Consider the following 22,733-nt stretch of genomic DNA (forward strand, 5'->3'; position numbering starts at 1 on the left):
ACAATTATGAAGCCTACCCTTACTTTAGTATTGACTTTATTTACATTTTTTTTCTTCAGTACGGTTTCTACAGATCCCATAAATGATAAAAAGCCAAGCGACGCAAATGAGAGTGGTTATATTTTTGATGTTAACGTTTCAAAGATTAATTCTGATTACTCAGAAATACCAAGTGCAGTATTCAGAAATAAACTAGTACTTGTATCTTCTAAAAAAATTGGTGCTATTGGTAATGGCAGAGATAAAAATACTAAACTGCCTTACTATAACTTATTTTGTACAGACATCAATAAAGGTGCAGATTTAACCCAACCTCTATTATTTAGCCGAATACTTAACACAAAGGGAAATGAAGGCCAAGTCTCATTCTCACCAGATCAATTTACAATTTACTATACCAATAGTAAACGTAAAAACTCAACTAACTATCAATTATATAAAGCAAATTTAAAACCAAATTCTAACGGAAAATGGATAAATCAAAAACCATTAGATATAAGTAGTGAAGACTATTCTATAGAAAACCCACACGTATCTGGTGATGGTAATTTTTTATATTTTTCATCAAATATGGAAGGCGGTTTTGGAGGATTTGATATTTATAAAGCTTTTATAAGAAATGACGGCACTATAAGTGAGCCTATTAATCTAGGAAGAACTATTAACACTGAGGAAGACGAAAAATACCCACACACCTCTAAAAGCGGTAGTGAGTTATTCTTTTCATCTAAAGGACATGATAGCCAAGGTGGTTTTGATATTTTTATTTCCAACAATCACAGAAACCTTAATTATACACAACCAAGAAATTTAGGTGTAAAAATTAATTCAATTAGAGATGATATTGCATTTGTTCTTATTGATAAGAACAGAGGAGTATTTTCTTCTAATACTGGTAATTTAGGACAACGATTTAACATGTACCGATTTAACGCTAGAGCAATCTACCAAAACTTAGAAGGTATTGTAGTTAAAGAAGATGGCAAAGCAATACCTAATACTATGGTTATCTTGTATGATAGTAGTGGTAAGGAAGTTGAGCGTCAAATAACTGGAAGAGATGCAACATATAGTTTTAAAATCAGACCTTTTGAAGGGTATCACTTAAAAACTATAAAAGCAGGTTTTGAAGATGCTATGGTAGAATTTCAATCTAAAAATGTTGACACTGATGTTGCATTTAATGAGGTTTTAAAACTATCTAGTAAAGTAAAAATAGACAGAACAAAGAGCTAATTCACTTCATCGATAAAAAGAACAACGCCTATCTATACATCGATTTTTATTTAAGCTTTAACTAATAAACAAATAAAACCTACACTACATTAATTTTAGCATATATATTCGTGTTAAATAAATGTGCTATCAATTATTTAACCCTCGTAATTTAATATAAAAAATATTGCAAGCAATATTATATTAATAAATCCAACGCCAAACAAAAAACCACAATTTCAATATTAGAAATTGTGGTTTTTTTATGATATAGTTTTTGCTTTAAGAGACTGCCTTCAACTTCTTTAATGTAGATTTAGAAAGCCTATGCTCTGCATAGCTTTTAGTAATATTCAATTTTGTTTCACCAGAACCTGGTAATTCAAACATAGCCTCTGTTAATATTTCCTCACATAATGAACGCAACCCACGTGCGCCAAGCTTGTACTCAACAGCTTTTCCTACGATATATTCTAAAGCACCTTCAGTGATTGTAAAATCCACCTCATCCATAGAAAACAATTTCTTGTATTGTTTTATTATAGCATTTTTAGGCTCTGTTAAAATCGCTCTTAAGGTATTAGCATCTAAAGGGTCCATGTGTGTAAGCACAGGTAAACGACCAATGATTTCTGGTATTAAACCAAAGTCTTTTAAATCTTTCGGAATTATATATTGTAAAATATTGTCTTCATCTACATTGTTATCAGAATTAATAGAACTATAACCAATCGCTTGCATATTTAAGCGTTTAGTAATTACACGTTCTATACCATCAAAAGCTCCACCTGCAATAAATAATATGTTTTCAGTATTGACTTCTATAAATTTTTGATCAGGATGTTTACGACCACCTTTTGGTGGTACATTAACAACAGTTCCTTCTAAAAGTTTTAAAAGTGCTTGTTGTACACCTTCACCAGAAACATCTCTTGTTATAGATGGATTATCACTTTTACGTGCAATTTTATCAATCTCATCTATAAAAACAATACCACGTTCTGCTTTTTCTAAACTATAATCTGCCGCTTGTAACAAACGTGTTAAAATACTTTCTACATCTTCACCAACATAACCCGCTTCCGTTAATACAGTTGCATCAACTATAGCTAAAGGCACGTTTAACATTCTCGCGATAGTCTTTGCCATTAGTGTTTTACCGGTACCTGTTTGACCAACCATAATGATATTACTCTTTTGTATTTCAATATCATCATCAGTTGGTGGCTGCAATAAACGTTTATAGTGGTTATAAACCGCAACAGACATAACACGTTTTGTGTATTCTTGACCAATAATATATTCGTCTAAAAACGCCTTAATTTCTTTGGGCTTTCTTAGCATTAACTCAGCACTTAGTTCCGAATTGCCTGTTTGCTTAGACTCTTCTATTACAATACCATGCGCTTGCTCTATACAACGATCACATATATGTGCATCTAAACCAGCTATTAATAAACTAGTTTCTGGCTTTTTCCTTCCACAAAATGAACATTCTAATTCTTCTTTTGCCATAATTAAATTCTAATTCGGTTTTAATAGTCGTAATAATAAGGGATTACTTGCGTTTTAAAACTTCATCAATCATTCCGTAGTCTAAAGCTTCTTGTGAACGCATCCAATAATCTCTATCAGAATCTTTTTCTACTTGCTCAATTGATTTACCAGAATGATTAGCAATAACTGCATATAATTCCTCCTTTACTCTTATTGTTTCTTTTAAAGCAATTTCCATATCGCTTAACTGACCTTGTGTACCACTACTTACTTGGTGTATCATTACACGAGAATGTGTTAATGCAGATCGCTTTCCTTTTTCACCAGCACATAACAATACTGCTGCCATAGAAGCTGCAATACCTGTACAAATTGTAGCAACATCTGGCTTTACAAACTGCATAGTATCATAAATACCTAAACCAGCATATACTGATCCTCCTGGTGAATTGATATAAATTTGAATATCTTTTGAAGCATCTGTACTCTGTAAGAATAATAATTGTGCTTGAATAATATTTGCTACATGATCATTTACACCTGTACCTAAGAATATAATACGATCCATCATTAAACGAGAAAATACATCAAATACAGCTATATTCATTTGACGCTCCTCTATAATATTAGGTGTCATATTGCTTGGATACATGCTCTCTAAAATCTTACCGTAATAGTTACCATTTATACCTTGATCTTTTATCGCGAATTTTTCAAATTCCTTTCCGTAATCCATATGTTTTAATTTTTTTTTATTAAAAAAAAGCGTAAAACTTATTATGTTCTACGCTCAAAGATACTAATATTTTTAAAGACAGCTTAACTGTAGAATTCTTTTACAAAATCATCATACGTGATATCTTTTGTCTTAATATTTGCTTCTGTCTTATATAAATTTAATAAATTCTGACTCATTAGCTGCTCAGACAAACGCTTTACTTCTTCTTGATTAGACAATATACGTGCCGCTATGTCTTCTAATTCCTTTTCTGAAGGATTCATCTGACCAAACTGAGCCATTTGCCCTTTTATCATTTCCATAGAATGAGCTTTTAAATCCTCAAACTGAACTTGTAAGTTATGTTCTTGGATTAATTTACCTTCTATTAATTGGTAACGCATACTTTTTTCAGATTTTTCGTATTCTTCTTTAGCCTGCTCTTCTGACATTTCTTCTTCACCTGCCGTTTGCATCCATTTTTGCAAGAAACTAGATGGCAAATCAAATTTTGTGTTCTCTACTAAATATTCAGTCACATCATTCAATAATTTCTGATCACCTTGTTGGGCAAATTGCTTTTCAGAATCTTCCTTTATTTTCTCCTTAAATTCTGTAACTGAAGTTACTTTATCTTTTCCAAATAATTTATCAAATAAGTCTTGATCTAAATCTGCTAATTCTCTTCCGTTAACCTCGGTAACTTCAAAAGTTACTTCAATATTTAAACCATGAGCATCATCATGAGGTACTTTAAAGAAGGTCATTAAATCATGATCATCATTAAATAAACCTTTTGTTTTTAAAGAAACAACATCTCCTACTTTAGCACCTATAAATTTCTTAGGGTTTGATTTCCCTTTCAATTTATCTAAAGTAATCATCGTAGAATTATCAATTGCTTTTTCTTCGTTAAAGAACGTTCCTGTAATTTCAGAATCTTTAGCTACTTCAGATTGAGAAACAATTTTACCATATTGCTTCTGAATACTCTCAACTTGATTGTTGATCATTTTATCATCTGCAACTATATTATAATTTGTTATTGCTTTTTTACCTTTTAGTTTCACATCGAATTGTGGAGCTAAACCTAATTCAAACTCAAAAGAAAATGCATCAGCATCCCAATCTAAATCGTCTTGAGCTTTAGGTAATGGATTTCCTAAAACGTCTAACTTTTCTTCTACTAAATATTTACCTAGAGCATCTTGAAGTAATTTGTTTACCTCATCTACCAATACAGCTTTACCATATTGTTTTTTCACCATTCCCATTGGTACATGGCCTTTTCTAAAACCAGGAATATTAGCAGATTTACGGTAATCTATTAATATTTTTTCAACTTTATCACTGTAGTCTTCTTTAGCGATGTTTACTTTTACAACTGCATTTAATGCATCGATGTTTTCTCTTGTAATATTCATTCTTTTTGGAACTAAAATTGGGTTGCAAAAATACGCTATTTTTCACAACCCAACACTACTTTTAATTGTTTGATTCTAAGCTACTTTTTCTTATCTTTTAAGAACGATTGCAACAAAGATTGTAATAGAGACAATAGAACACTAAATAGAATTGCATTCCATATGCCATCTACGGCAAAACCATCTATAAGTTTGTCTGCCAAAAGTATAATTAAAGCATTAATAACTACTAAGAATAGACCTAGTGTTAAAATGGTTACTGGCAAGGTTAATATCACCAAAACCGGCTTTACCAACAAATTAAGAACAGATAGTACAACGGCTACTACAATTGCTCCCACGTAACCATCTACAGCAACTCCATTTAGCACGTTTGCCAAAACGAAGACCGCTAAAGCATTGATTAATATTCTTAATATTAAGTTCATTTCTTTTAGTTTTTGGATTTACTCAAGATACAAAATTAATTACAGCCATATAAAAATCTTTAGGATTCTCTGCGTGTAACCAATGACCTGCATTAGAAATAGTCTTTAGTTCTGAATTAGGAAAATGTCTATGTATAATTACCTCATCAGATTCCCCAATATATTCTGACTTACCACCACGTAAAAACAAGGTGTCTTTGATAAATGTTGCGTGTATTGGTAAAGCTTCACCAACTTCCGATACATTCTGTTTTAATGCTTCTAAATTGATACGCAACCCTAACTGTCCTTTTTCTACCCAATATAGATTTTTAAGAAGAAACATTCGGGTTCCGGTTTCTGTCACGTAATTACTCAAAGCAATATCTGCTTCACTTCTACTTTTTATTTTAGAAAAATTTAGACGACTTAAACCTTCTAAAATAGTATCATGATGCACAGGGTAGTAACGTGGCGAAATATCTGCCACCAAAAGTTTACTGACTAATTCTGGATACTTTGTTGCAAAAAGCATTGCTGTTTTTCCTCCCATAGAATGGCCTAACAAAACAATATCGATTAACTTATTAAGTTCGCAATAATGTTTTAAATCTTCAGCCAATAATTCGTAATCGAAATCATCTGAATGAAAACTACGTCCATGATTTCTTTGATCTACTAAATGCATTTCAAAATTAGATTCAGCAAATTCCTTTGCCAACGTTTTCCAATTATCTCCCATCCCTAAAAACCCGTGTAAGATTATGAATGGCTTTCCTTCACCAAATATATTTGAATGTAATTTCATGTTGATTTGTTATTTTAGTTTATCTAAATACATTGCGATAACATTTTCAACACCCAAATATAAACTCTCTGAAATTAAAGCATGTCCAATAGACACCTCTAAGAGACCAGTAATATTTTCTTTAAAAAACTTAATATTATCTAATGACAAATCGTGTCCTGCATTAATCCCTAACTGCATAATATTTGCTAATCCTGCGCATTCCATATAAGGTTTAATAGCATCTTTATTGCCAAGACCATATTGATGTGCAAACGCCTCAGTATATAATTCAATTCTGTCAGCTCCTGTTTCTTTTGCTCCTTCAATTTGATGTAAATCTGGATCTACAAAAATGGACGTCCTTATATCGTTATTCTTAAATTCTTTAATAACATCTATTAAGAAATCTCTATGTCTTATAGTATCCCAACCTGCATTAGATGTAATAGCTTCAACTGAATCTGGGACTAAAGTCACCTGAGTAGGTTTAATTTCTAAAACCATATCAATAAATTTCGGAATAGGGTTGCCCTCTATATTATATTCAGTGTATACTTCTGACTTTAAATCATAAGCATCTTTATAACGAATATGACGCTCATCTGGCCTTGGGTGAATCGTCACCCCTTCCGCACCAAAACGCTGCACGTCTTTAGCAAATTGAATTACGCTTGGTAAGTCACCTCCTCTGCTGTTTCTAAGGGTTGCAATCTTATTTATATTAACACTTAATTTTGTCATTTTACCAAGTTTTGAATTACAAAAATACGAAGTAGAACACCCACTTTATGGTTATTTTTGATTAATTTGCAACTTATTTAAGACCTAATTATGCAGCTTCAAGATTTTGTAATTAATGATATTAAGCCACTCAATATAACTGATAAAATAAGTGATTTACAATTACTTTTAAATCAGTTGACTTACTCTCATATCCCAATTCTAAATGAAGGAGTTTACATAGGGTGTGTTTCAGAAAATGATGCACATTGTTTTGATAAAGCCAAAATCTTACAAGACTGTAATTATGCTATAGAAGGTTTCTTTGTGAGACCAAATACTATTTGGCTTGATGTTCTTGAAGCTTTTGCTCAGAACGACTCTAACATAATGCCAATATTAGATAAGAACAATAAATATCTTGGCTATTATGAGCTAAATGATATTATTCATTTATTTAATGAAACACCTTTTTTAGCTGAGCCAGGAGGCATTTTAATCGTAGAAAAAGGTGTTAACGATTATTCATTTAGTGAAATTAGTCAAATCGTAGAATCTAACGACGCTAAGCTATTGGGTGCTTTTATTTCTAAAATGGATGGTGATTTAGCCAGAATAACACTTAAAATTGGTGATTCTAGCTTAAATGAAATTATTCAAACATTTAGAAGGTATAGCTATAATATCGTTTCTGGCCATGAAGAAGACGCTTATATTGAGAGCTTAAAAGACCGGTCACAATACCTTGATAAATATTTAAACATGTAATTATGAAAGTAGCAGTTTACGGTCAAAATTACACCAAAGAAGCAACTCAAAAAGCATTTGAAATTCTTTTAGATGTACTTTTAGAGTCTAAAGTTGACATCTATATTGAAGAAGACTTTTTAAATCAGCAAAACAATGGTATTAAAAATAATTCTGCCATTAAAACATTTAAAGAACTAGACACGAGTTACAATTTATTAATTAGCGTTGGTGGTGATGGGACTATTTTAAGAGCTATTACTTATGTAAGAGATTTGGGCATTCTGATAGTTGGAATAAATACTGGTCGTTTAGGTTTCTTAGCCACAATTCAAACCGATGAAATAGCCACTGCATTATCTCAAATATTTAAAGGTGATTATAAAATTTCTGAGCGCTCTTTGTTAAGTGTAACCACTTCACCTGAACATAATGATGTCCTTATTACAAATTTTGCCCTTAATGAAATTGCTATTAGTAGAAAGAATACAACTTCTATGATTACGGTAGAAACGCATCTTAATGATGAGTATTTAACATCGTATTGGGCTGATGGATTAATACTATCTACACCAACAGGCTCTACAGGATACTCACTAAGTTGTGGTGGACCTGTTATAACACCAGATGCTAATAATTTTGCAGTCACACCTATTGCGCCACATAATCTTAGTGCTCGACCTCTTATAATTCCGGATAATACAACCGTTTCGTTTAAAGTAGATGGCAGAGAAGATCAATTTTTGATGTCGCTAGACTCGAGGATTGTTACACTTTCTAACTCTACAATTGTTAAAGTAAAAAAAGCAAACTTCGTTATAAAAATGGTTGAACTCTTGGACGAAACCTTTTTAGACACACTCAGAAAAAAATTACTTTGGGGTGAAGATCGACGAAACTAGGCAATAAATAACTGCAAAATCTGTTTACCTGTAAGACTATTTATATCAAATTGTTATAGCTAATCATAATTGTTATATTTGCAAACTTTTAAAAATTTATGAAGTATCTAATCGTATTTTTATTCAGTACATATTTCTGTCACAATAGTAGTGCCCAAATCTATGAGATTGGAGTATTTGCTGGTGGTAGTAATTTTATTGGCGATGTTGGTACTACAAATTATATATCTCCTAATCAAGTCGCTTTGGGTGCTATTTTTAAATGGAACCGTAGCGCAAGACATTCATTTAGAGCCTCTGTTATATTTTCTGGTTTAGAAGGGATTGACCGTAAATCTGAAGACCCAAGACGCATACAACGCGATTACAGTTTTAACACTAGTATTATAGAAATTTCTGCTGGTATGGAATTTAACTTTTGGGATTTCGATTTACATAGTTCTGGGCTCAAGGGAACACCCTATTTATTTACTGGTATCTCCGTAGCTAATCATGATAATTATTATTTTGCGCCAAACGGGGAATATACTTCTGAAAACACAAGTAGTTGGGCCTACGGTATTCCAATGGTTTTAGGCTATAAACAAAGTATTACCAATCACTTAATTTTGGCCGCTGAAATCGGAGCTAGATACACATTTTCAGATGAATTAGATGGGAGTGTTCCAGACTCCGAATCTTTAGAACCTTTAAGCTTTGGAAACACAAATAGTAATGATTGGTATGTATTTACAGGATTTACACTAACTTACACCTTTGGTAGAAGACCTTGCTATTGTAATTTTTAAATGAGTCTTAGAGAAAAGCTAAATAACGAAAAACTTCCTAGTCATATCGCCATAATTATGGACGGTAACGGACGTTGGGCAAAACAAAAAGGCCTAATGCGAGTTATTGGTCATGAAAATGGTACAAAGTCTGTTAAGGAAACTGTTGAAGCAAGTGCAGAACTAGGCATAAAAAACCTAACACTTTATGCTTTTTCTACTGAAAACTGGAACAGACCAAAAATAGAAGTCCGCACATTAATGAAGCTTCTTGTAAAATCTTTGAAAAAAGAGATAAAAACTTTACAAAAGAATAACATAAAGCTTTCAGCTATTGGCTGTTTAAAGGATCTTCCTAAAAAGGCACAAAGTGAACTATTAGATGTTATTGAAAAAACAAAGAATAATACGAATATGACACTAACACTAGCTCTTAGCTATGGTTCTCGTGAAGAAATTGTTAATGTTGTAAAGGAATTGTCAGTTAAAGTTAAAAATAATATAATTTCTACTGAAAGTATTGATGAATCAATTATAAATAAGCATCTTTACACGCAAAATTTACCAGACGTAGACCTACTTATTCGCACAAGTGGTGAACAACGAATAAGTAATTTTTTATTATGGCAAATTGCCTATGCAGAATTATATTTTACAGATATTTTATGGCCAGATTTCAGTAAAGAAGATCTCTATGAAGCGCTGATAAATTATCAAAACAGAGAACGAAGATTTGGAAAAACAAGCGAACAACTCACCTAATATAGTAGTATTGAATACCCTTACTAAACTCATTTTTACCTTAATACTATTTACGATTGCCTTTATCGGTAATGCACAATCTGATGGTGCTAAATATTTAATTAAAGAAATCCGAGTTACAGGAAACACAAATTTTAGTCCACAAACTATAATTGCATATTCTAAGCTTAGAAAAGATGAAGAAGTTCAAATTGGCGGTGAAAAAATTGCCAATGCTGTTAAAACCTTATGGAAATCAAATCTTTTTAGTACCATTAATGTTTACATAATAAACATAGATGGTAACACTGCAGATTTAGAAATAAACCTATCGGATTTACCAGAACTTAAAGATTTAACTATCGAAGGTGTTAAAAAAGGCAAAAAAGAAGAAATAATTAACGACAACAGTCTGCAAACCGGAACTAAAGTAACGGAAAATCTTCTAGCCACTACAAGAAACTTCCTTACAGATAAATATAAAGCAAAAGGGTTTTTAAACACTAAGGTTAATATTATAACATCACAAGTAATTGACTCTGTAGAAAAAGAGCGTGTGAATATGTTTATTAAAATTGACAAAGGTGAAAAAGTAAAAATTAAGAAAATTTCTTTTACTGGTAATGAAAAATTAAAGGAAAGCAAGCTTCGTAAAGCGATGAAAAGTACTAAGCAAAAAAGCCTTAGCCCTTTAAGAATACTTAAACGATCCAAATATATAGATGAAGACTTTCAAACAGATCTTGTAAGCATTGTAGATTTTTACAAGGAAAATGGTTTTAGAGATGCTAGAATCGTATCTGATTCTATAATCTACATTGATAATAAAACTATAAGTCTAGATGTTAAGGTAGAAGAAGGTGAGAAATATACTTTTGGAGAAATTAGTTTTGTAGGTAATACCGTATATACAGATCAATATTTAGCAGGAATATTAAAACTTAAAAAAGGTGACACATATAATGGTGTAGAACTTAGAGAGCGTATAGCAAACTCTATGAACCCAGATGCTGATGACTTAACTAATGCATATCAAAATTATGGTTACATGTTCTCTCGTATTAACCCAGTAGAAGTAAGTGCTGACGGTAATATTATTGATATGGAGATTCGTATAACTGAAGGTAAGCCTGCCTACTTTAATAATGTTACTGTTGTTGGTAATGATGTAACTAATGACCATGTTATATATAGAGAACTAAGAACACGTCCTGGCGAATTATATAGAAAAACAAACATTATAAGAACAATTAGAGAGCTTGGTCAATTAGGCTATTTCGATGCTCAGCAAATTGTACCAGATATTAAAAACCCAAACCCTGTAGATGGCACATTAGATGTAGAGTATTCTGTTGTAGAGCAAGGCTCTAGTCAAATACAACTTCAAGGTGGTTACGGTGGTGGTGGTTTCATAGGTACTTTAGGATTATCTTTTAATAACTTTTCTATTAAAGACATATTTAAAAAAGATGCTTACAAACCAGTTCCTAGAGGAGACGGACAAAGTTTAGCATTAAGGCTTCAAGCTAGTCAGTTTTTTCAGACGTATAGCTTTTCTTTTAGTGAACCATGGTTAGGAGGCGAAAAACCTTTTCAATTATCAACATCTATATCGCATTCTAGACAATTCTTATTTAATCCACAATCACGTAGAGCAGATAAAAGTAGACGTTTTAACATTACAGGTTTAACCGTTGGTCTTTCTACACGTTTAACTAAACCCGATGATTACTTCTTATTATCTCAGGCATTGAGTTACCAACATTATGATTTACAGAATTATAATACAGGTCTATTTACATTTGGTAATGGTACATCAAACAACTTATCATACACAATAGGTCTTAGTAGAAACAGTTTAACTACAGATCCTATTTTTCCTACTGGCGGATCAAGTTTTTCTGCTACTGCAAAGTTCTCATTTCCCTACTCCCTTGTCAATGGTGTAGATTATAAAGCTTTAAGAGAAGAACGTGAAAGTTTAGATCCATCAGATGCTGATGATTTTGCAAGAATCGGTGAAATAGACCAAGAGCGTTTTAACTGGTTAGAATTTTATAAAATTAAATTTAAAGTAGAATGGTATACTGAAATTGTTAAGAAATTAGTTTTACGACCTAGTATGGAATTTGGATTCTTAGGGGCTTATAATAATGATAGAGGTGTTATTCCTTTTGAACGTTTCTTTCTTGGTGGTGATGGCCTAGGTAATTTTGCTTTAGATGGTAGAGAAATTATACAACTACGTGGGTACCCTAATCAGTCATTATCTAATGTAGATGGTGGATCTATCTATAATAAATACTCTTTAGAACTAAGATATCCAATTACATTAGGAGCACAAGCAAAAATCTATGCACTAAGTTTTCTTGAAGCAGGTGCGTCAGTAAATGATTTTAAAGATTTTGATCCCTTTAACCTAAACAGGTCAGCAGGTTTTGGTCTTAGAATATTTATGCCCGCATTTGGTTTATTAGGTATAGATTTTGGTCATCGTTTCGATGATATTCCAGGACTTCCAGGAAGTAAAAATAATTGGGAAACACACTTTATAATTGGTCAGCAATTTTAAGTTTGGCACGATATTTTCTAATAGGTAATTATGAAATTCATTGAGTTGTTAAAATTTTTAGTAATATATTTCGTTACTTTGATGTAACAAATACTAAAAACAAATAAAATTTGATTTTTTACAAATTAGAAATGTCTCAAAAAATTAAAAATCACACAACGATGAAATTCAGAGTTCTTTTTTTACTGACTATAATAAGTTTAATAAGCTTAGAAGCTAACGCACAACGTGGCGTTAGAATTGGCTACATAGACACTGAATATATTTTACAGAACGTACCTGAGTACCAAGAAGCTTCTACACAATTAGATAAGAAAGTTTTACAATGGAAATCTGAAATCGAAAAGAAGTTAAGTGTCATAGAGCAAAAGAAAAAGGAACTCGAAAATGAAAGTGTGCTTTTAACTAGAGAGCTCTATGATGAGCGCATGGAAGATATATCATTTGAAGAAGCGGATATATTAGAATATCAACAAAATCGTTTTGGTCCTAATGGAGATTTAATGATTCAAAAACGTCAATTGATTAAACCTATACAAGATCAAATTTTTGCTGCAGTTCAAGATATTGCAGAAACAGGGAAATATGATTTTATTTTCGATAAGTCTGCAGATGTTGTAATGCTATATTCCGCAGAACGTTATGATGTTAGTGAGCGTGTATTAATGACTATAACTAGGACATCTAAAAGAAGCCAAGCTAAGTCTAAAAAAGAGCGTAAGGAATTAGAAAACGAAGAAGTTGTGCCTGTTGTAAATAATGAACTTGATGAACGTAAAAAAGCATTAGAAGCAAAAAAAGCAACACGTCAAGAACAATTAGCAACTAAGCGAGCAGAACGAGAAGCTGTTTTAGAGGCACAACGGGTAATACGTGAAGAAGCAAGAGAAGCAAAGCGACAAGAAGCTGTGGCAAGAAGACAAAAAGCAGTTGATGCTCGTAATGGTAAAACATCTGAAGTAGAAGTAGTAGAAGAAAAGACAAAAGAAACAGTTAAAGATACCACGGCTACCAAAAAGAAAGCATTAAAAGTAGATAGTACAAAGGAAAAAGCAATAGTTAAAAAAGACTCTACTAAAACAGATTCAAAAAAAACTAAAACACCAGCCGAGCTTTTTGAAGAAAAGCGTCAGAAAAAATTAAAAGAAAGAGAAGCACGTACTGAAGCATTAAAAGCTAGGAAACAGAAAATTATAGACGACAGAAAAAAAGCACGTGACGAGCGTGAGAAACAAACTAAAAAGAACGATTCTATAGCTAAGGCTAAGAAAGAGGGAGAAAACAATTAATAATTATAACACACAAATACAATTTAGAACAATGAAACATTTAAAATCGTTATTATTTGCAGCAGCACTTTTCATCGGAGCCACAAGTTTTGTGGATGCACAGAGTAAAATTGCACATATTAACACGCAATCACTTATTGAAGCTATGCCAGAATTTAAAGTGGCTCAGGCAGAAATAGACAAACTTGGAAAGACCTATGAAGCGACAATTCAAGGTTCGCTCAAAGAGCTAGACACTAAGTTAAAGCAATATAATGCAGAAGCTGAAGGTCAATCAGATGACGTTAACATGTCTCGTATGGAAGAAGTGGAAGGTATGAAACAAAGCTTAACACAATACAGACAAGAAGCTCAGAAAAAGCTAGAAGAGCAAAGATTTAATCTTCTAAAGCCTATCACTGAAAAAGCTAAAGCAGCAATAGATAAAGTAGCTGCTGCCCAAAGCATAGAGTATGTATTAGAAGCTGCAAGTTTAATCGTAGCTAAAGGCAAAGACCTTATGGCAGATGTTAAGGCTGAAATGGGTATATAATTGTCAACCTAAATAATTAATTAAAAAGTCGCTTTGTTTAAAGCGACTTTTTACTTTTGTAATAATGAGTAACAATCCTATTGGCATATTTGATTCTGGTATTGGTGGCACATCTATCTTTAAAGAGATACATGCGCTTTTACCTAATGAAACTATTATTTATCTTGCAGACAGTAAAAATGCACCTTACGGTAATAAATCTGAAGCTGAGATTTTACAACTAAGTATTAAAAACACAGAACTACTTATTAATAAGGGTTGTAAACTTATAGTAGTTGCTTGCAATACAGCTACTACCAATGCAATAGCTTATTTAAGATCTAATTATAATATTCCTTTTATTGGCATAGAACCTGCTATTAAACCTGCAGCACTTAATACACAATCTAAAGCTGTAGGGATTTTAGCCACCAAGGGAACATTAAGTAGCCACCTATTTCATAAAACATCTGATTTATACGCTAACGGAATTAAGGTTGTAGAACAAATTGGCGAAGGCATTGTACCTCTAATTGAATCTGGTAAATTAGAATCAGAAGAGATGAGAGGTTTGCTTCAACTATATTTAAAACCAATGTTAGAAGCAGATATAGATTACTTAGTACTTGGTTGCACACATTATCCTTATCTAATACCTATGCTAACTGAAATGTTGCCTAAGCACGTTAAAATTATAGACTCTGGCTTGGCAGTTGCTAAACAAACAAAAGCCGTTTTAGAGACATCAGATTTATTAAATAAATCTAAAGAAAAATCATCAATTAAATTGTTTTCTAACGGAAAAATAACAATTCTAAATTCTATTTTAAATCACCAATTTGAAACAGCTTTTCTTGATTTTTAATAAGATTCCTTATCTAAATATTACGAATACAGCATGAAATTAATTTTTATATATAATGCGAATTCAGGAAGGTTAAATGCACTTTTACATGCTGGCCATAAATTATTTAGTCCGTCAACATATCCATGCAGTTTATGCGCTTTAACTTATGATACTGTTCGTGAAAACTCTACTTGGAAATCCTTTAGAAAAGAGACCAACTTAGAACTAGGATTTTATCATAAAGATGAATTTGAAACTAAGTTTCCTAAAGTAAATATGACGTATCCGGCAGTTTTAAAACTTGAAAATAGTCAGCTTACAGTAATTATAAATGATGAAATTTTAAATGCTATTACAACTGTTGATGCTTTAATAGAAAAGTTAAAAATCACTCTTTAAACCAACCCGAATACTTAACATAATTATTAGCAATACGGTTTATTTCACCTGAAACTAACTCCTCACTAATATCCTTTATTTTTTTTGCTGGCATACCTGCATAAATACTGCCAGATTCTACCCTAGTATTTTGTGTAACTACTGCTCCTGCTGCAATGATGCTGTTACTTTCAATAACACAATCATCCATAATAATACTTCCCATACCTACTAAAACATTATCTTCAATAGTACAGCCATGTACAATAGCATTATGTGCAATAGAGACATTGTTACCAATAGTCGTTGGTGATTTTTGATATGTTGCATGTATAATTGCTCCATCTTGAACATTCACCTTATTGCCCATTTTTATATAATGAACATCACCTCTAATAACAGCATTAAACCAAACACTACATTCGCTACCCATAGTAACATCACCTACTATGGTTGCATTATCAGCGATATAACAATCTTCTGGTATTTGTGGGTGTATTCCTTTTACTGGTTTTATTATTGGCATATTTTAGATTTTGATTTGTTTGTTAATCATTAAAACGCTGACTTTTTTTTCAGCAGTGGCAATCTTTTAAATTTGAATTAAATTCACTAACCCCGTTTTTACTAAGGGATTTGATTTGTTATTTAAAGTAAGACAACAAATCAGATTTTTTTGATGCAGAGACCATAATCTCTTTTCCGTTGCTTAGTATTACACTTCCTCCTTTGCCTCTTACATACTTAACTACTTCGTTTACATTAACTAAATAACTCTTATGTACTCTTGCGAAATTAGCGTCTTTTAGACTTTCTTCAATATACTTTAAAGTTTTACTTACTAGCTTCTTTTTATTAGTACTAAGATGGATTTCCGTGTAGTTATCGTCTGCTTTGCAGTACATAATATCTGCAGTTTCAATAACTTCAAAACCATCTTGTTGTGGTATGGTAATTTTGCCGTTTACCGAATTTGTTTTTGGCACCAATACAGCATCTTGCAACGCGTCTTCTTTTGTTCTTATTTCAGTAACATAATCTACTGCCTTAATAAGTTCGTCTATAGAAATAGGCTTCATTAAATAATACGAAGCATGTGCATTTAGAGCATCAATGGCATAATGATTATAGGCTGTAACGAAAATAGTTTCAAAATCTATGTCACCTACTTTGTCTAGTAAATCAAATGCATTGCCATAAGGCATTTCTACATCTAAAAATACAACGTCTAAATCGTTATTTCTGATGAGCACCAAAGCATCATCTACATTTGCTGCTTCACCCACTATTAAAATATTAGGGCAGTATTTAGTGAGATAATTTCTAAGAATCTCTCTACTTTTTTCTTCGTCTTCTACTAGGATGGCGTTTAGTTTCATACTTAATCTTTCTTTAATGTCACAACGACTTTCGTCCCAGCATCTTCTGTAGTTTGAAAATCTGCGATTGTCACATCTACTTTATCTTTATACATTTCGTTTAAAATAGCGACACGCTTTTTTATATTATTCATGCCTTTAGAGTTCTGCTTTTTCTGATGTTCAGTTTTTAAAGCTTTAGAACGTTCTCTTCCAATTCCATCATCGGAAATGGTAATGGTTAATTCGTCTTTAGATTGTTGATTTATAGCAATATTTAGATGACCTTTTTTAGTTTTATAGCGCAAACCATGCCATACTGCATTCTCAATATAAGGCTGCAATAACATTGGTGGTATTTGAAATTCTTCAATATCAATAGTCTCATCGACTTCTATAGAATAATTAAATTTATCTTGAAATCTAAAATGTTCTAATTTAGTGTATAAATCTAATAATTCAATTTCCTTTTTTAAGGGTATAAAATCTTCTTCACTATTTTCTAAAACAGATCGCATTAAACGCGAAAAATCTGAAAGATATTTATTCGCAGTACGCTCATCATTAGTCGCAATAAAACTATTTACAGAATTTAATGCATTAAAGATAAAATGAGGATTCATCTGACTTCTTAAAGATTTTAAGGCCAATAAATTATTTGCTAGTCGTTGTTGCTTAATATATTTAAACATTAAATAGCCAGTAATGAGCAATAGCACCAAACCACTAATCAATGAGTAAATAATAAGTTGTTGGCGTTTATTACGTTCTTGAGTGAGTTCGTATTTACTGCGAGATAATGCACGATCACTTTCTAAAGATGTAATTCTGTTTTGTTGCTCTGCTATATTTCTACTAAAACGCGCTGCTTGCGATATTTCTTGAATCCGCTTTGCATACAACTCATCCACAACATTTCTAAATTCGTAGTTATAGGCATTAGCTTTTTCTGTATTACCTAATATGGAGTTGGCTTCAGCAAGTTTACGGTTAGAATCTATTTCTACATCTAAATCTCCTTTCTCGCTGGCTTCTATTCTACTCTTTTCTAAGTATGGTATTGCATCGTCTGTCCTATTTTGTAGGAGAAGTGCATTTCCTATTTTATAATTTTGCTTTTGTGACGTTAATGGACTTTCGTTAGAAATAACTGAATCTCTTTCAATGTCTTTAATATCATTTATAATCTCTTTTCTTAGTTGAATTTCACTCTCATAATCTTGGTTATCACTATTAAATTCTGCGACTTTAACCTTTTCTTCAACAGAGCGTTTCTTATTTTCTTGAGCAGCTAAATTTAACGAGTTATCAAAATAGCCTTTAGCTTTATTTATCTCACCTTTTTTATTATAAGCTTGGGCAATTTTAGAATTTAAGTCAGTAACTTTTGGTACTATTAAGTGTTCTTTTGCCACCTTAAGGCCTTCTTCATAGGAGCTGATAGCCTTTGGTATATTTTTAATTTCTAAATTAGCATCTCCGATACCTTCAAATAAAATGGTAGTTTCATAATTAGACAATCGCTCTTCTTTTAGATTCTCATAAGTAGATATACTATTTTGAAAATCATTATTCCTAAGGTAAGCTTTTCCAAGTTTTAGCTTTATTGAAGATGTCTCAGCATTCTGTATGCTAATTTTATAATTTGAAATTGCTAAATCGTATTGCTTCCAATACATATGAATATCACCTAAAACCTCATGAGCTTCTGCGCTTTGGCTTGGTGTTATTTCTACATTTAAGGCATCACCAATAAATTTTATACTTTTTTCTGCATCTTTTTTTAAATATACATCTGCAGAATCAATCATTTGATTAAAGCGCATAGTAACACTATTACTTTTAGAGCGCCTAGAATAGCTGTCTTCTGATATGACTTTAATAGTAATACGTTCGTTCTTCTCTATGGTATGAAAAATAGTTTCAAAATCATTATGTCTTACGGTAAGTTTATCACCAATTTTAGCCTTTATTGTAAATTTTCCGTCTTTATTAGTTGTCGTATAACTTCCGTTATTCACCTCTATACTAACCTCTTCTACAGGCTTACGAGAACCTTGTATATATACTTCACCTCTTATGGTAAAAATCTCATCCTTATCTAATTTCTTAGCTTCATTATTTTGTCCGAAGCCTACAAAACCTATCAAACAAAAAAGGACTACAATACTATATATTTTATGTGTTTTCACTTCTCCCATTATTTGCTGGACTAAACTTACATACTTTATTTGGTTTCAAAAAATCAGCTTTCTACAATTTGAGTCATTTTATTAGCTAAAAAGACCGTGTCACTAAAATTACATTTCACTTTACTCACTCAAAGATACACTTTACTCATTGCTGTTTTTTTATGCTCTTTTTTCGACTGAGCTTTACACTATAAATCAAAAAACGGTAATCAAATGAAAACAAACAATTTATCAGTTCTGCTCTTTATGTTTTGTAGCTATTGTGTTATAGCCCAACATAAAGGAAATTATAACCAAATTACACAAGATATTTCTCGACAGAATATTTTAACCTCAGGAAATGCCGCTATTTATAATCCGGCAGTGCAACAACAAATTTATAAAGTTTTACAGCCCAGTAATGTATTAACTATAGATGTTAAAGCGCTTCAAAATGTAAGTGCAACAACTTACACAGCAGTATTCAATATCTCACAAATTGGCCCTACTGCAGAGGATACAAACACATTAATGAAAGAACGTATCAATGCTATTAAAAAACGTTTAATTAGTACTGGCATTACTAAAAACGATATAGCTATAGATGTGATATCCTTTGTGCCTAGTTATGAAGTTGAAGTTACCAAAAAACTCTTTAGCAAAACGTATACTGAAGTTCCTAAAGGTTTTGAGTTACAGCAAAATATTCATATTCAGTTTGCAAAAACAAGTCAGTTTGAAGCTGTCTTAGAAGCTTGTGCTAAAAGTGAAGTTTATAACCTTGTTAAGGTTGATTATTTTATTGAAAACATTCAAGCAGTTTACAAAAATCTTCAAGAGCAATTACTAAAACTTATTGAAGATAAAAAGGCTTATTATAACGTTTTAGGGTTTGATTTATCTCAATATAACATTGCCATTGCAGACGACAAGTATTGTTATTTTCCTAAAGATTTCTACCAAAGCTATCAAGCTTACAATAGTATTTCTTTTGATGCGCTCAAAACTAACAAAACTATCTCAACAGCTAAAAAGCAAACATCTTATTATTATCAACCTCTTACTTACGAGAAATACGATGTCGTAATAAATCCTTCTATTCTAGAGCCTGTTGTACAAATAGGAATGAATATTAAACTCCTCTTTACACCAATGCCTAAAGAAAAGAAGCAACAACCTATCACAAAAACAGAAATAGACCATAAATACTATGTGATATCGCCAAACGGTACCATAGATGTAAAAGAACTGAACACAAAAAATTAGAAATTATGAAAATTGTATTAAAAACTTTAATTATTGCGTTGAGTATCGGAACATTCACATCTTGTAATGCAAACTCAAAAACAAAACCTGAAGATTTAGCAATCTCCAAAACTATTATTGAAGCACCTTCAATATCTGAAAAACCAGAAATTAAAGTGGCTTTATTATTAGATACTAGTAATAGTATGGATGGCCTTATTGACCAAGCTAAAGCACAGTTATGGAAAATAGTAAACGAACTTTCTTATGCAAAATGTGAAGACCAAAATCCGAATTTAAAAATTGCGCTTTACGAATATGGAAATGATAATCTAAATGCAGATGAGGGCTATTTAAGACAGGTCCTTAATTTTAGTGATGATCTCGATGAGATATCAAAATCGTTGTTTTCTTTAACCACAAGAGGTGGTAATGAATATTGTGGAAAAGTGATTCAGACAGCTTTAAAACAATTAAATTGGGAAGCCAATAATGACGATTTAAAACTAATATTCATAGCAGGAAATGAACCTTATACGCAAGGAACGGTAAGTTATAAAGAAGCTTCAAAACTAGCACATCAAAATGATATTACAGTAAATACTATTTTTTGTGGTGACTATAACCAAGGAATATCTGGCTATTGGAAAGATGGTGCCGATTTAACTCACGGTAACTATATGGCTATTAACCAAAATAGAGCAACGGTGCATATCGCTTCTCCTTATGATGATAGAATATTAGAATTAAATGAAAAGCTGAATAAAACATATGTGGCTTTCGGCTCTAATGGTAGCGCAAAAAAAGAAATGCAAGCTGAGCAAGATTCTAATGCAATGGGTTACAATAAAGCAAATGCTGTTAGTAGAACAATAAGTAAAAGTTCTAGATTATATAAAAATAGTTCTTGGGATTTGGTTGATGCAGAAAAAGAACAAAGTTTCTCTTATGACGATCTAAACTACAGTCAGCTGCCTAAAGAATTAAAAGGAAAGAGTAAATCTGAAATTAAATCTTACATCAGTAAGAAAAGTAAAGAAAGATCAGCTTTACAAAAATTAATTGCAGAACTTAATAGTAAACGGAAGGATTATTTAACCAAAAAAACATCTAATACAGATAATGAACTTGAGAGTGCTATGGTAAAAGCCATAAAAACTCAAGCTCAAAAAAAGAATTACAAATGGGAATAATATGAAAAAGAAAAGGCTCAATTTACATTGAGCCTTTTTATTAGTTTATTGCAGGACAGTTACATTCGTACTTCTTTCTTCTACAATTAAAGTTATAACCTAATGTTATCTGATGAAAACCACCAGTATTAAAATTAACGGTATTAGCTTGATAAGAATAGGTGTAAGCAAATACAAACTGATTATAATCCACACCTAAAAACGGTGTTATATATTGTAATTTCTGACTACTAACACCAGAGCCATCTACAAACTCAGCACCATCTAAACTTCGTCTATAAGATAATCCACCCCAAACTTTACCAAAATCCATTTCTTTATAAACCTTAGCATTAATATCTATTGAAGATTCTTCTGTTGCATCTCTGTACATGTACATTATTGATGGTTCGTAACTCCACTCACTACCATACTTGCTAAAGGTATAACCTGTAGAAAATAAGTAGGTTCTTAAGTTATCGAATTCAAAACCTTGGTTATTAAAGTTTATACCTTCATTATTAAGAATATTCTTTGCAGTAAAGTGCGCAAAGAAATTAACAAATTGATATGAAAACCCGAAATCAATATTAAAATTTGTTGCGCTTTGCTCAATACCTGCGATGGCTTGATCGAATTCACCAGGTGCTAAAAACTCTGTTTCATCTAATTTATATTGAAGAAAACCAGCACTTAAACCAAATGATAACATGTTTAAATCAATCTCATTTCTTGAAAACATTAAGTGGTAAGCAAATGTTAATTGACCACCAACAGTAGAATGATATCCGTTAGAATCATTAAAGAAGACACCACCAATAGCTACAGGAGAATCACCTATTCTTCCGTTTGCACTTATTGTTTGTAAGCTTGGTGCGTTGTCAACACCAAACCATTGCTGTCTTGCCGTTAATCTTATTTTTGCACAATTAGCAACACCTGCCATTGAAGGATGTATTAAATAATAATTATCTGTTAAATAATCAGAATAAATAGGTATTCCTTCTTGAGCAAAACTAAAATTTGCAACAAATGCTATAAATGCTAATAAACAATACTTTTTTAATTTCATAATACTATTATCGTTTCAAGGTAAAATGGGCTCTAAGTTCTTTACGTTGGTTGGTCAGTGGTTCGTCATACTCTACTGTAAACCAGTAATCAGTGGTTGGCATCATATTGCCGTTAAACGTTCCATCCCAACCTGGTCCTGTCGGACTAATCTGCTTCAGCAACTTGCCGTAGCGGTCAAATATATAAAT

Annotated in this window: 23 protein-coding genes; 12 read left to right on the forward strand and 11 right to left on the reverse strand. The window is 31.9% G+C overall.

Features of this window, described 5'->3' with window-relative positions; translation table 11 throughout:
- Window positions 1-6 precede the first annotated feature (6 nt).
- Entirely contained in the window at window positions 7-1,236 is a 1,230-nt protein-coding gene (locus tag B2U95_RS13835) for a TolB family protein (protein WP_296317170.1), read from the forward strand.
- 261 nt (window positions 1,237-1,497) lie between these two features.
- Here the strand turns inward: B2U95_RS13835 and clpX are convergent, their stop codons facing one another.
- The 6 genes from clpX to B2U95_RS13865 form a co-directional block, all read right to left on the reverse strand.
- Complete coding sequence (clpX, locus tag B2U95_RS13840; protein WP_296317171.1) at window positions 1,498-2,730, reverse strand: ATP-dependent Clp protease ATP-binding subunit ClpX; 1,233 nt, start codon at window positions 2,728-2,730, stop codon at window positions 1,498-1,500.
- A gap of 43 nt (window positions 2,731-2,773) precedes the next feature.
- On the reverse strand, window positions 2,774-3,448 hold the full coding sequence (locus B2U95_RS13845) for a ClpP family protease (RefSeq protein WP_296317172.1): 675 nt from the start codon (window positions 3,446-3,448) through the stop codon (window positions 2,774-2,776).
- An 83-nt stretch (window positions 3,449-3,531) separates the two neighbouring features.
- The gene (gene tig, locus B2U95_RS13850) at window positions 3,532-4,854 is read right to left on the reverse strand and encodes a trigger factor (RefSeq protein ID WP_296317173.1); all 1,323 of its coding nucleotides are present in this window, start codon (window positions 4,852-4,854) and stop codon (window positions 3,532-3,534) included.
- An 80-nt stretch (window positions 4,855-4,934) separates the two neighbouring features.
- Window positions 4,935-5,282 (reverse strand): phage holin family protein, encoded by a 348-nt coding sequence (locus B2U95_RS13855; RefSeq protein WP_296317175.1) that lies wholly within the window; start codon window positions 5,280-5,282, stop codon window positions 4,935-4,937.
- Window positions 5,283-5,304: 22 nt separating this feature from the next.
- Window positions 5,305-6,069 carry an alpha/beta fold hydrolase gene (locus tag B2U95_RS13860; protein WP_296317177.1) on the reverse strand — a complete coding sequence of 255 codons (765 nt, stop codon included), beginning with the start codon at window positions 6,067-6,069 and terminating at the stop codon, window positions 5,305-5,307.
- Window positions 6,070-6,078: 9 nt separating this feature from the next.
- Window positions 6,079-6,792 (reverse strand): pyridoxine 5'-phosphate synthase, encoded by a 714-nt coding sequence (locus B2U95_RS13865; RefSeq protein ID WP_296317180.1) that lies wholly within the window; start codon window positions 6,790-6,792, stop codon window positions 6,079-6,081.
- A gap of 90 nt (window positions 6,793-6,882) precedes the next feature.
- Between B2U95_RS13865 and B2U95_RS13870 the strand changes: the two genes are divergently transcribed.
- From B2U95_RS13870 to B2U95_RS13910, 9 genes are all read left to right on the forward strand, one after another.
- The gene (locus B2U95_RS13870) at window positions 6,883-7,539 is read left to right on the forward strand and encodes a CBS domain-containing protein (protein WP_296317182.1); all 657 of its coding nucleotides are present in this window, start codon (window positions 6,883-6,885) and stop codon (window positions 7,537-7,539) included.
- Between the two features lie 2 nt (window positions 7,540-7,541).
- Window positions 7,542-8,420: an NAD kinase gene (locus B2U95_RS13875; RefSeq protein ID WP_296317184.1), complete on the forward strand. Its 879-nt coding sequence runs from the start codon at window positions 7,542-7,544 to the stop codon at window positions 8,418-8,420.
- Between the two features lie 98 nt (window positions 8,421-8,518).
- A complete protein-coding gene (locus tag B2U95_RS13880) occupies window positions 8,519-9,208 on the forward strand; it encodes a DUF6089 family protein (RefSeq protein ID WP_296317185.1) in 690 nt (229 codons plus the stop codon).
- Window positions 9,209-9,949 carry an isoprenyl transferase gene (locus B2U95_RS13885; protein WP_296317187.1) on the forward strand — a complete coding sequence of 247 codons (741 nt, stop codon included), beginning with the start codon at window positions 9,209-9,211 and terminating at the stop codon, window positions 9,947-9,949.
- A complete protein-coding gene (gene bamA, locus B2U95_RS13890) occupies window positions 9,921-12,500 on the forward strand; it encodes an outer membrane protein assembly factor BamA (protein WP_296317189.1) in 2,580 nt (859 codons plus the stop codon). Before B2U95_RS13885 ends, bamA begins: the two co-directional genes overlap by 29 nt.
- 161 nt (window positions 12,501-12,661) lie before the next feature.
- Window positions 12,662-13,789, forward strand: coding sequence for an OmpH family outer membrane protein (locus tag B2U95_RS13895; RefSeq protein ID WP_296317190.1), 1,128 nt, complete (start codon window positions 12,662-12,664; stop codon window positions 13,787-13,789).
- Between the two features lie 31 nt (window positions 13,790-13,820).
- Window positions 13,821-14,321: an OmpH family outer membrane protein gene (locus tag B2U95_RS13900; RefSeq protein ID WP_296317192.1), complete on the forward strand. Its 501-nt coding sequence runs from the start codon at window positions 13,821-13,823 to the stop codon at window positions 14,319-14,321.
- Between the two features lie 64 nt (window positions 14,322-14,385).
- Window positions 14,386-15,165, forward strand: a complete 780-nt coding sequence (gene murI, locus B2U95_RS13905; RefSeq protein WP_296317194.1) for a glutamate racemase — start codon at window positions 14,386-14,388, stop codon at window positions 15,163-15,165.
- Window positions 15,166-15,198: 33 nt separating this feature from the next.
- A complete protein-coding gene (locus B2U95_RS13910) occupies window positions 15,199-15,546 on the forward strand; it encodes a GTPase (protein ID WP_296317196.1) in 348 nt (115 codons plus the stop codon).
- On the opposite strand, the gene B2U95_RS13915 is transcribed toward B2U95_RS13910, so the two are convergent.
- From B2U95_RS13915 to B2U95_RS13925, 3 genes are all read right to left on the reverse strand, one after another.
- Complete coding sequence (locus B2U95_RS13915) at window positions 15,536-16,051, reverse strand: gamma carbonic anhydrase family protein (protein ID WP_296317198.1); 516 nt, start codon at window positions 16,049-16,051, stop codon at window positions 15,536-15,538. The two genes, B2U95_RS13910 and B2U95_RS13915, sit on opposite strands and share 11 nt — an antisense overlap.
- Before the next feature lie 118 nt (window positions 16,052-16,169).
- Window positions 16,170-16,904 carry a LytR/AlgR family response regulator transcription factor gene (locus tag B2U95_RS13920; RefSeq protein WP_296317200.1) on the reverse strand — a complete coding sequence of 245 codons (735 nt, stop codon included), beginning with the start codon at window positions 16,902-16,904 and terminating at the stop codon, window positions 16,170-16,172.
- Window positions 16,905-16,906: 2 nt separating this feature from the next.
- Window positions 16,907-19,075 (reverse strand): tetratricopeptide repeat-containing sensor histidine kinase, encoded by a 2,169-nt coding sequence (locus B2U95_RS13925; protein WP_296317202.1) that lies wholly within the window; start codon window positions 19,073-19,075, stop codon window positions 16,907-16,909.
- 213 nt (window positions 19,076-19,288) lie between these two features.
- On the opposite strand from B2U95_RS13925, the gene B2U95_RS13930 reads away from it, so the two are divergent.
- Window positions 19,289-20,320 carry an SIMPL domain-containing protein gene (locus B2U95_RS13930; protein WP_296317204.1) on the forward strand — a complete coding sequence of 344 codons (1,032 nt, stop codon included), beginning with the start codon at window positions 19,289-19,291 and terminating at the stop codon, window positions 20,318-20,320.
- 5 nt (window positions 20,321-20,325) lie between these two features.
- Complete coding sequence (locus tag B2U95_RS13935; RefSeq protein WP_296317205.1) at window positions 20,326-21,492, forward strand: vWA domain-containing protein; 1,167 nt, start codon at window positions 20,326-20,328, stop codon at window positions 21,490-21,492.
- A gap of 40 nt (window positions 21,493-21,532) precedes the next feature.
- Here the strand turns inward: B2U95_RS13935 and B2U95_RS13940 are convergent, their stop codons facing one another.
- On the reverse strand, window positions 21,533-22,543 hold the full coding sequence (locus B2U95_RS13940; RefSeq protein WP_296317206.1) for a PorP/SprF family type IX secretion system membrane protein: 1,011 nt from the start codon (window positions 22,541-22,543) through the stop codon (window positions 21,533-21,535).
- Between the two features lie 7 nt (window positions 22,544-22,550).
- On the reverse strand, window positions 22,551-22,733 hold a 183-nt coding region (locus B2U95_RS13945), incomplete at its 5' end, for a T9SS type B sorting domain-containing protein (RefSeq protein WP_296317208.1).

Source organism: Winogradskyella sp. UBA3174 (assembly GCF_002364335.1).
In the GTDB taxonomy this organism is placed as follows: Bacteria; Bacteroidota; Bacteroidia; order Flavobacteriales; family Flavobacteriaceae; genus Winogradskyella.

Coding starts and splice junctions, on each gene's coding strand:
- B2U95_RS13835 (WP_296317170.1), top strand. CDS start 7: ATGAAGCCTACCCTTACTTTAGTATTGACTTTATTTACATTTTTTTTC.
- clpX (WP_296317171.1), bottom strand. CDS start 2,730: ATGGCAAAAGAAGAATTAGAATGTTCATTTTGTGGAAGGAAAAAGCCA.
- B2U95_RS13845 (WP_296317172.1), bottom strand. CDS start 3,448: ATGGATTACGGAAAGGAATTTGAAAAATTCGCGATAAAAGATCAAGGT.
- tig (WP_296317173.1), bottom strand. CDS start 4,854: ATGAATATTACAAGAGAAAACATCGATGCATTAAATGCAGTTGTAAAA.
- B2U95_RS13855 (WP_296317175.1), bottom strand. CDS start 5,282: ATGAACTTAATATTAAGAATATTAATCAATGCTTTAGCGGTCTTCGTT.
- B2U95_RS13860 (WP_296317177.1), bottom strand. CDS start 6,069: ATGAAATTACATTCAAATATATTTGGTGAAGGAAAGCCATTCATAATC.
- B2U95_RS13865 (WP_296317180.1), bottom strand. CDS start 6,792: ATGACAAAATTAAGTGTTAATATAAATAAGATTGCAACCCTTAGAAAC.
- B2U95_RS13870 (WP_296317182.1), top strand. CDS start 6,883: ATGCAGCTTCAAGATTTTGTAATTAATGATATTAAGCCACTCAATATA.
- B2U95_RS13875 (WP_296317184.1), top strand. CDS start 7,542: ATGAAAGTAGCAGTTTACGGTCAAAATTACACCAAAGAAGCAACTCAA.
- B2U95_RS13880 (WP_296317185.1), top strand. CDS start 8,519: ATGAAGTATCTAATCGTATTTTTATTCAGTACATATTTCTGTCACAAT.
- B2U95_RS13885 (WP_296317187.1), top strand. CDS start 9,209: ATGAGTCTTAGAGAAAAGCTAAATAACGAAAAACTTCCTAGTCATATC.
- B2U95_RS13895 (WP_296317190.1), top strand. CDS start 12,662: ATGAAATTCAGAGTTCTTTTTTTACTGACTATAATAAGTTTAATAAGC.
- B2U95_RS13900 (WP_296317192.1), top strand. CDS start 13,821: ATGAAACATTTAAAATCGTTATTATTTGCAGCAGCACTTTTCATCGGA.
- murI (WP_296317194.1), top strand. CDS start 14,386: ATGAGTAACAATCCTATTGGCATATTTGATTCTGGTATTGGTGGCACA.
- B2U95_RS13910 (WP_296317196.1), top strand. CDS start 15,199: ATGAAATTAATTTTTATATATAATGCGAATTCAGGAAGGTTAAATGCA.
- B2U95_RS13915 (WP_296317198.1), bottom strand. CDS start 16,051: ATGCCAATAATAAAACCAGTAAAAGGAATACACCCACAAATACCAGAA.
- B2U95_RS13920 (WP_296317200.1), bottom strand. CDS start 16,904: ATGAAACTAAACGCCATCCTAGTAGAAGACGAAGAAAAAAGTAGAGAG.
- B2U95_RS13930 (WP_296317204.1), top strand. CDS start 19,289: ATGAAAACAAACAATTTATCAGTTCTGCTCTTTATGTTTTGTAGCTAT.
- B2U95_RS13935 (WP_296317205.1), top strand. CDS start 20,326: ATGAAAATTGTATTAAAAACTTTAATTATTGCGTTGAGTATCGGAACA.
- B2U95_RS13940 (WP_296317206.1), bottom strand. CDS start 22,543: ATGAAATTAAAAAAGTATTGTTTATTAGCATTTATAGCATTTGTTGCA.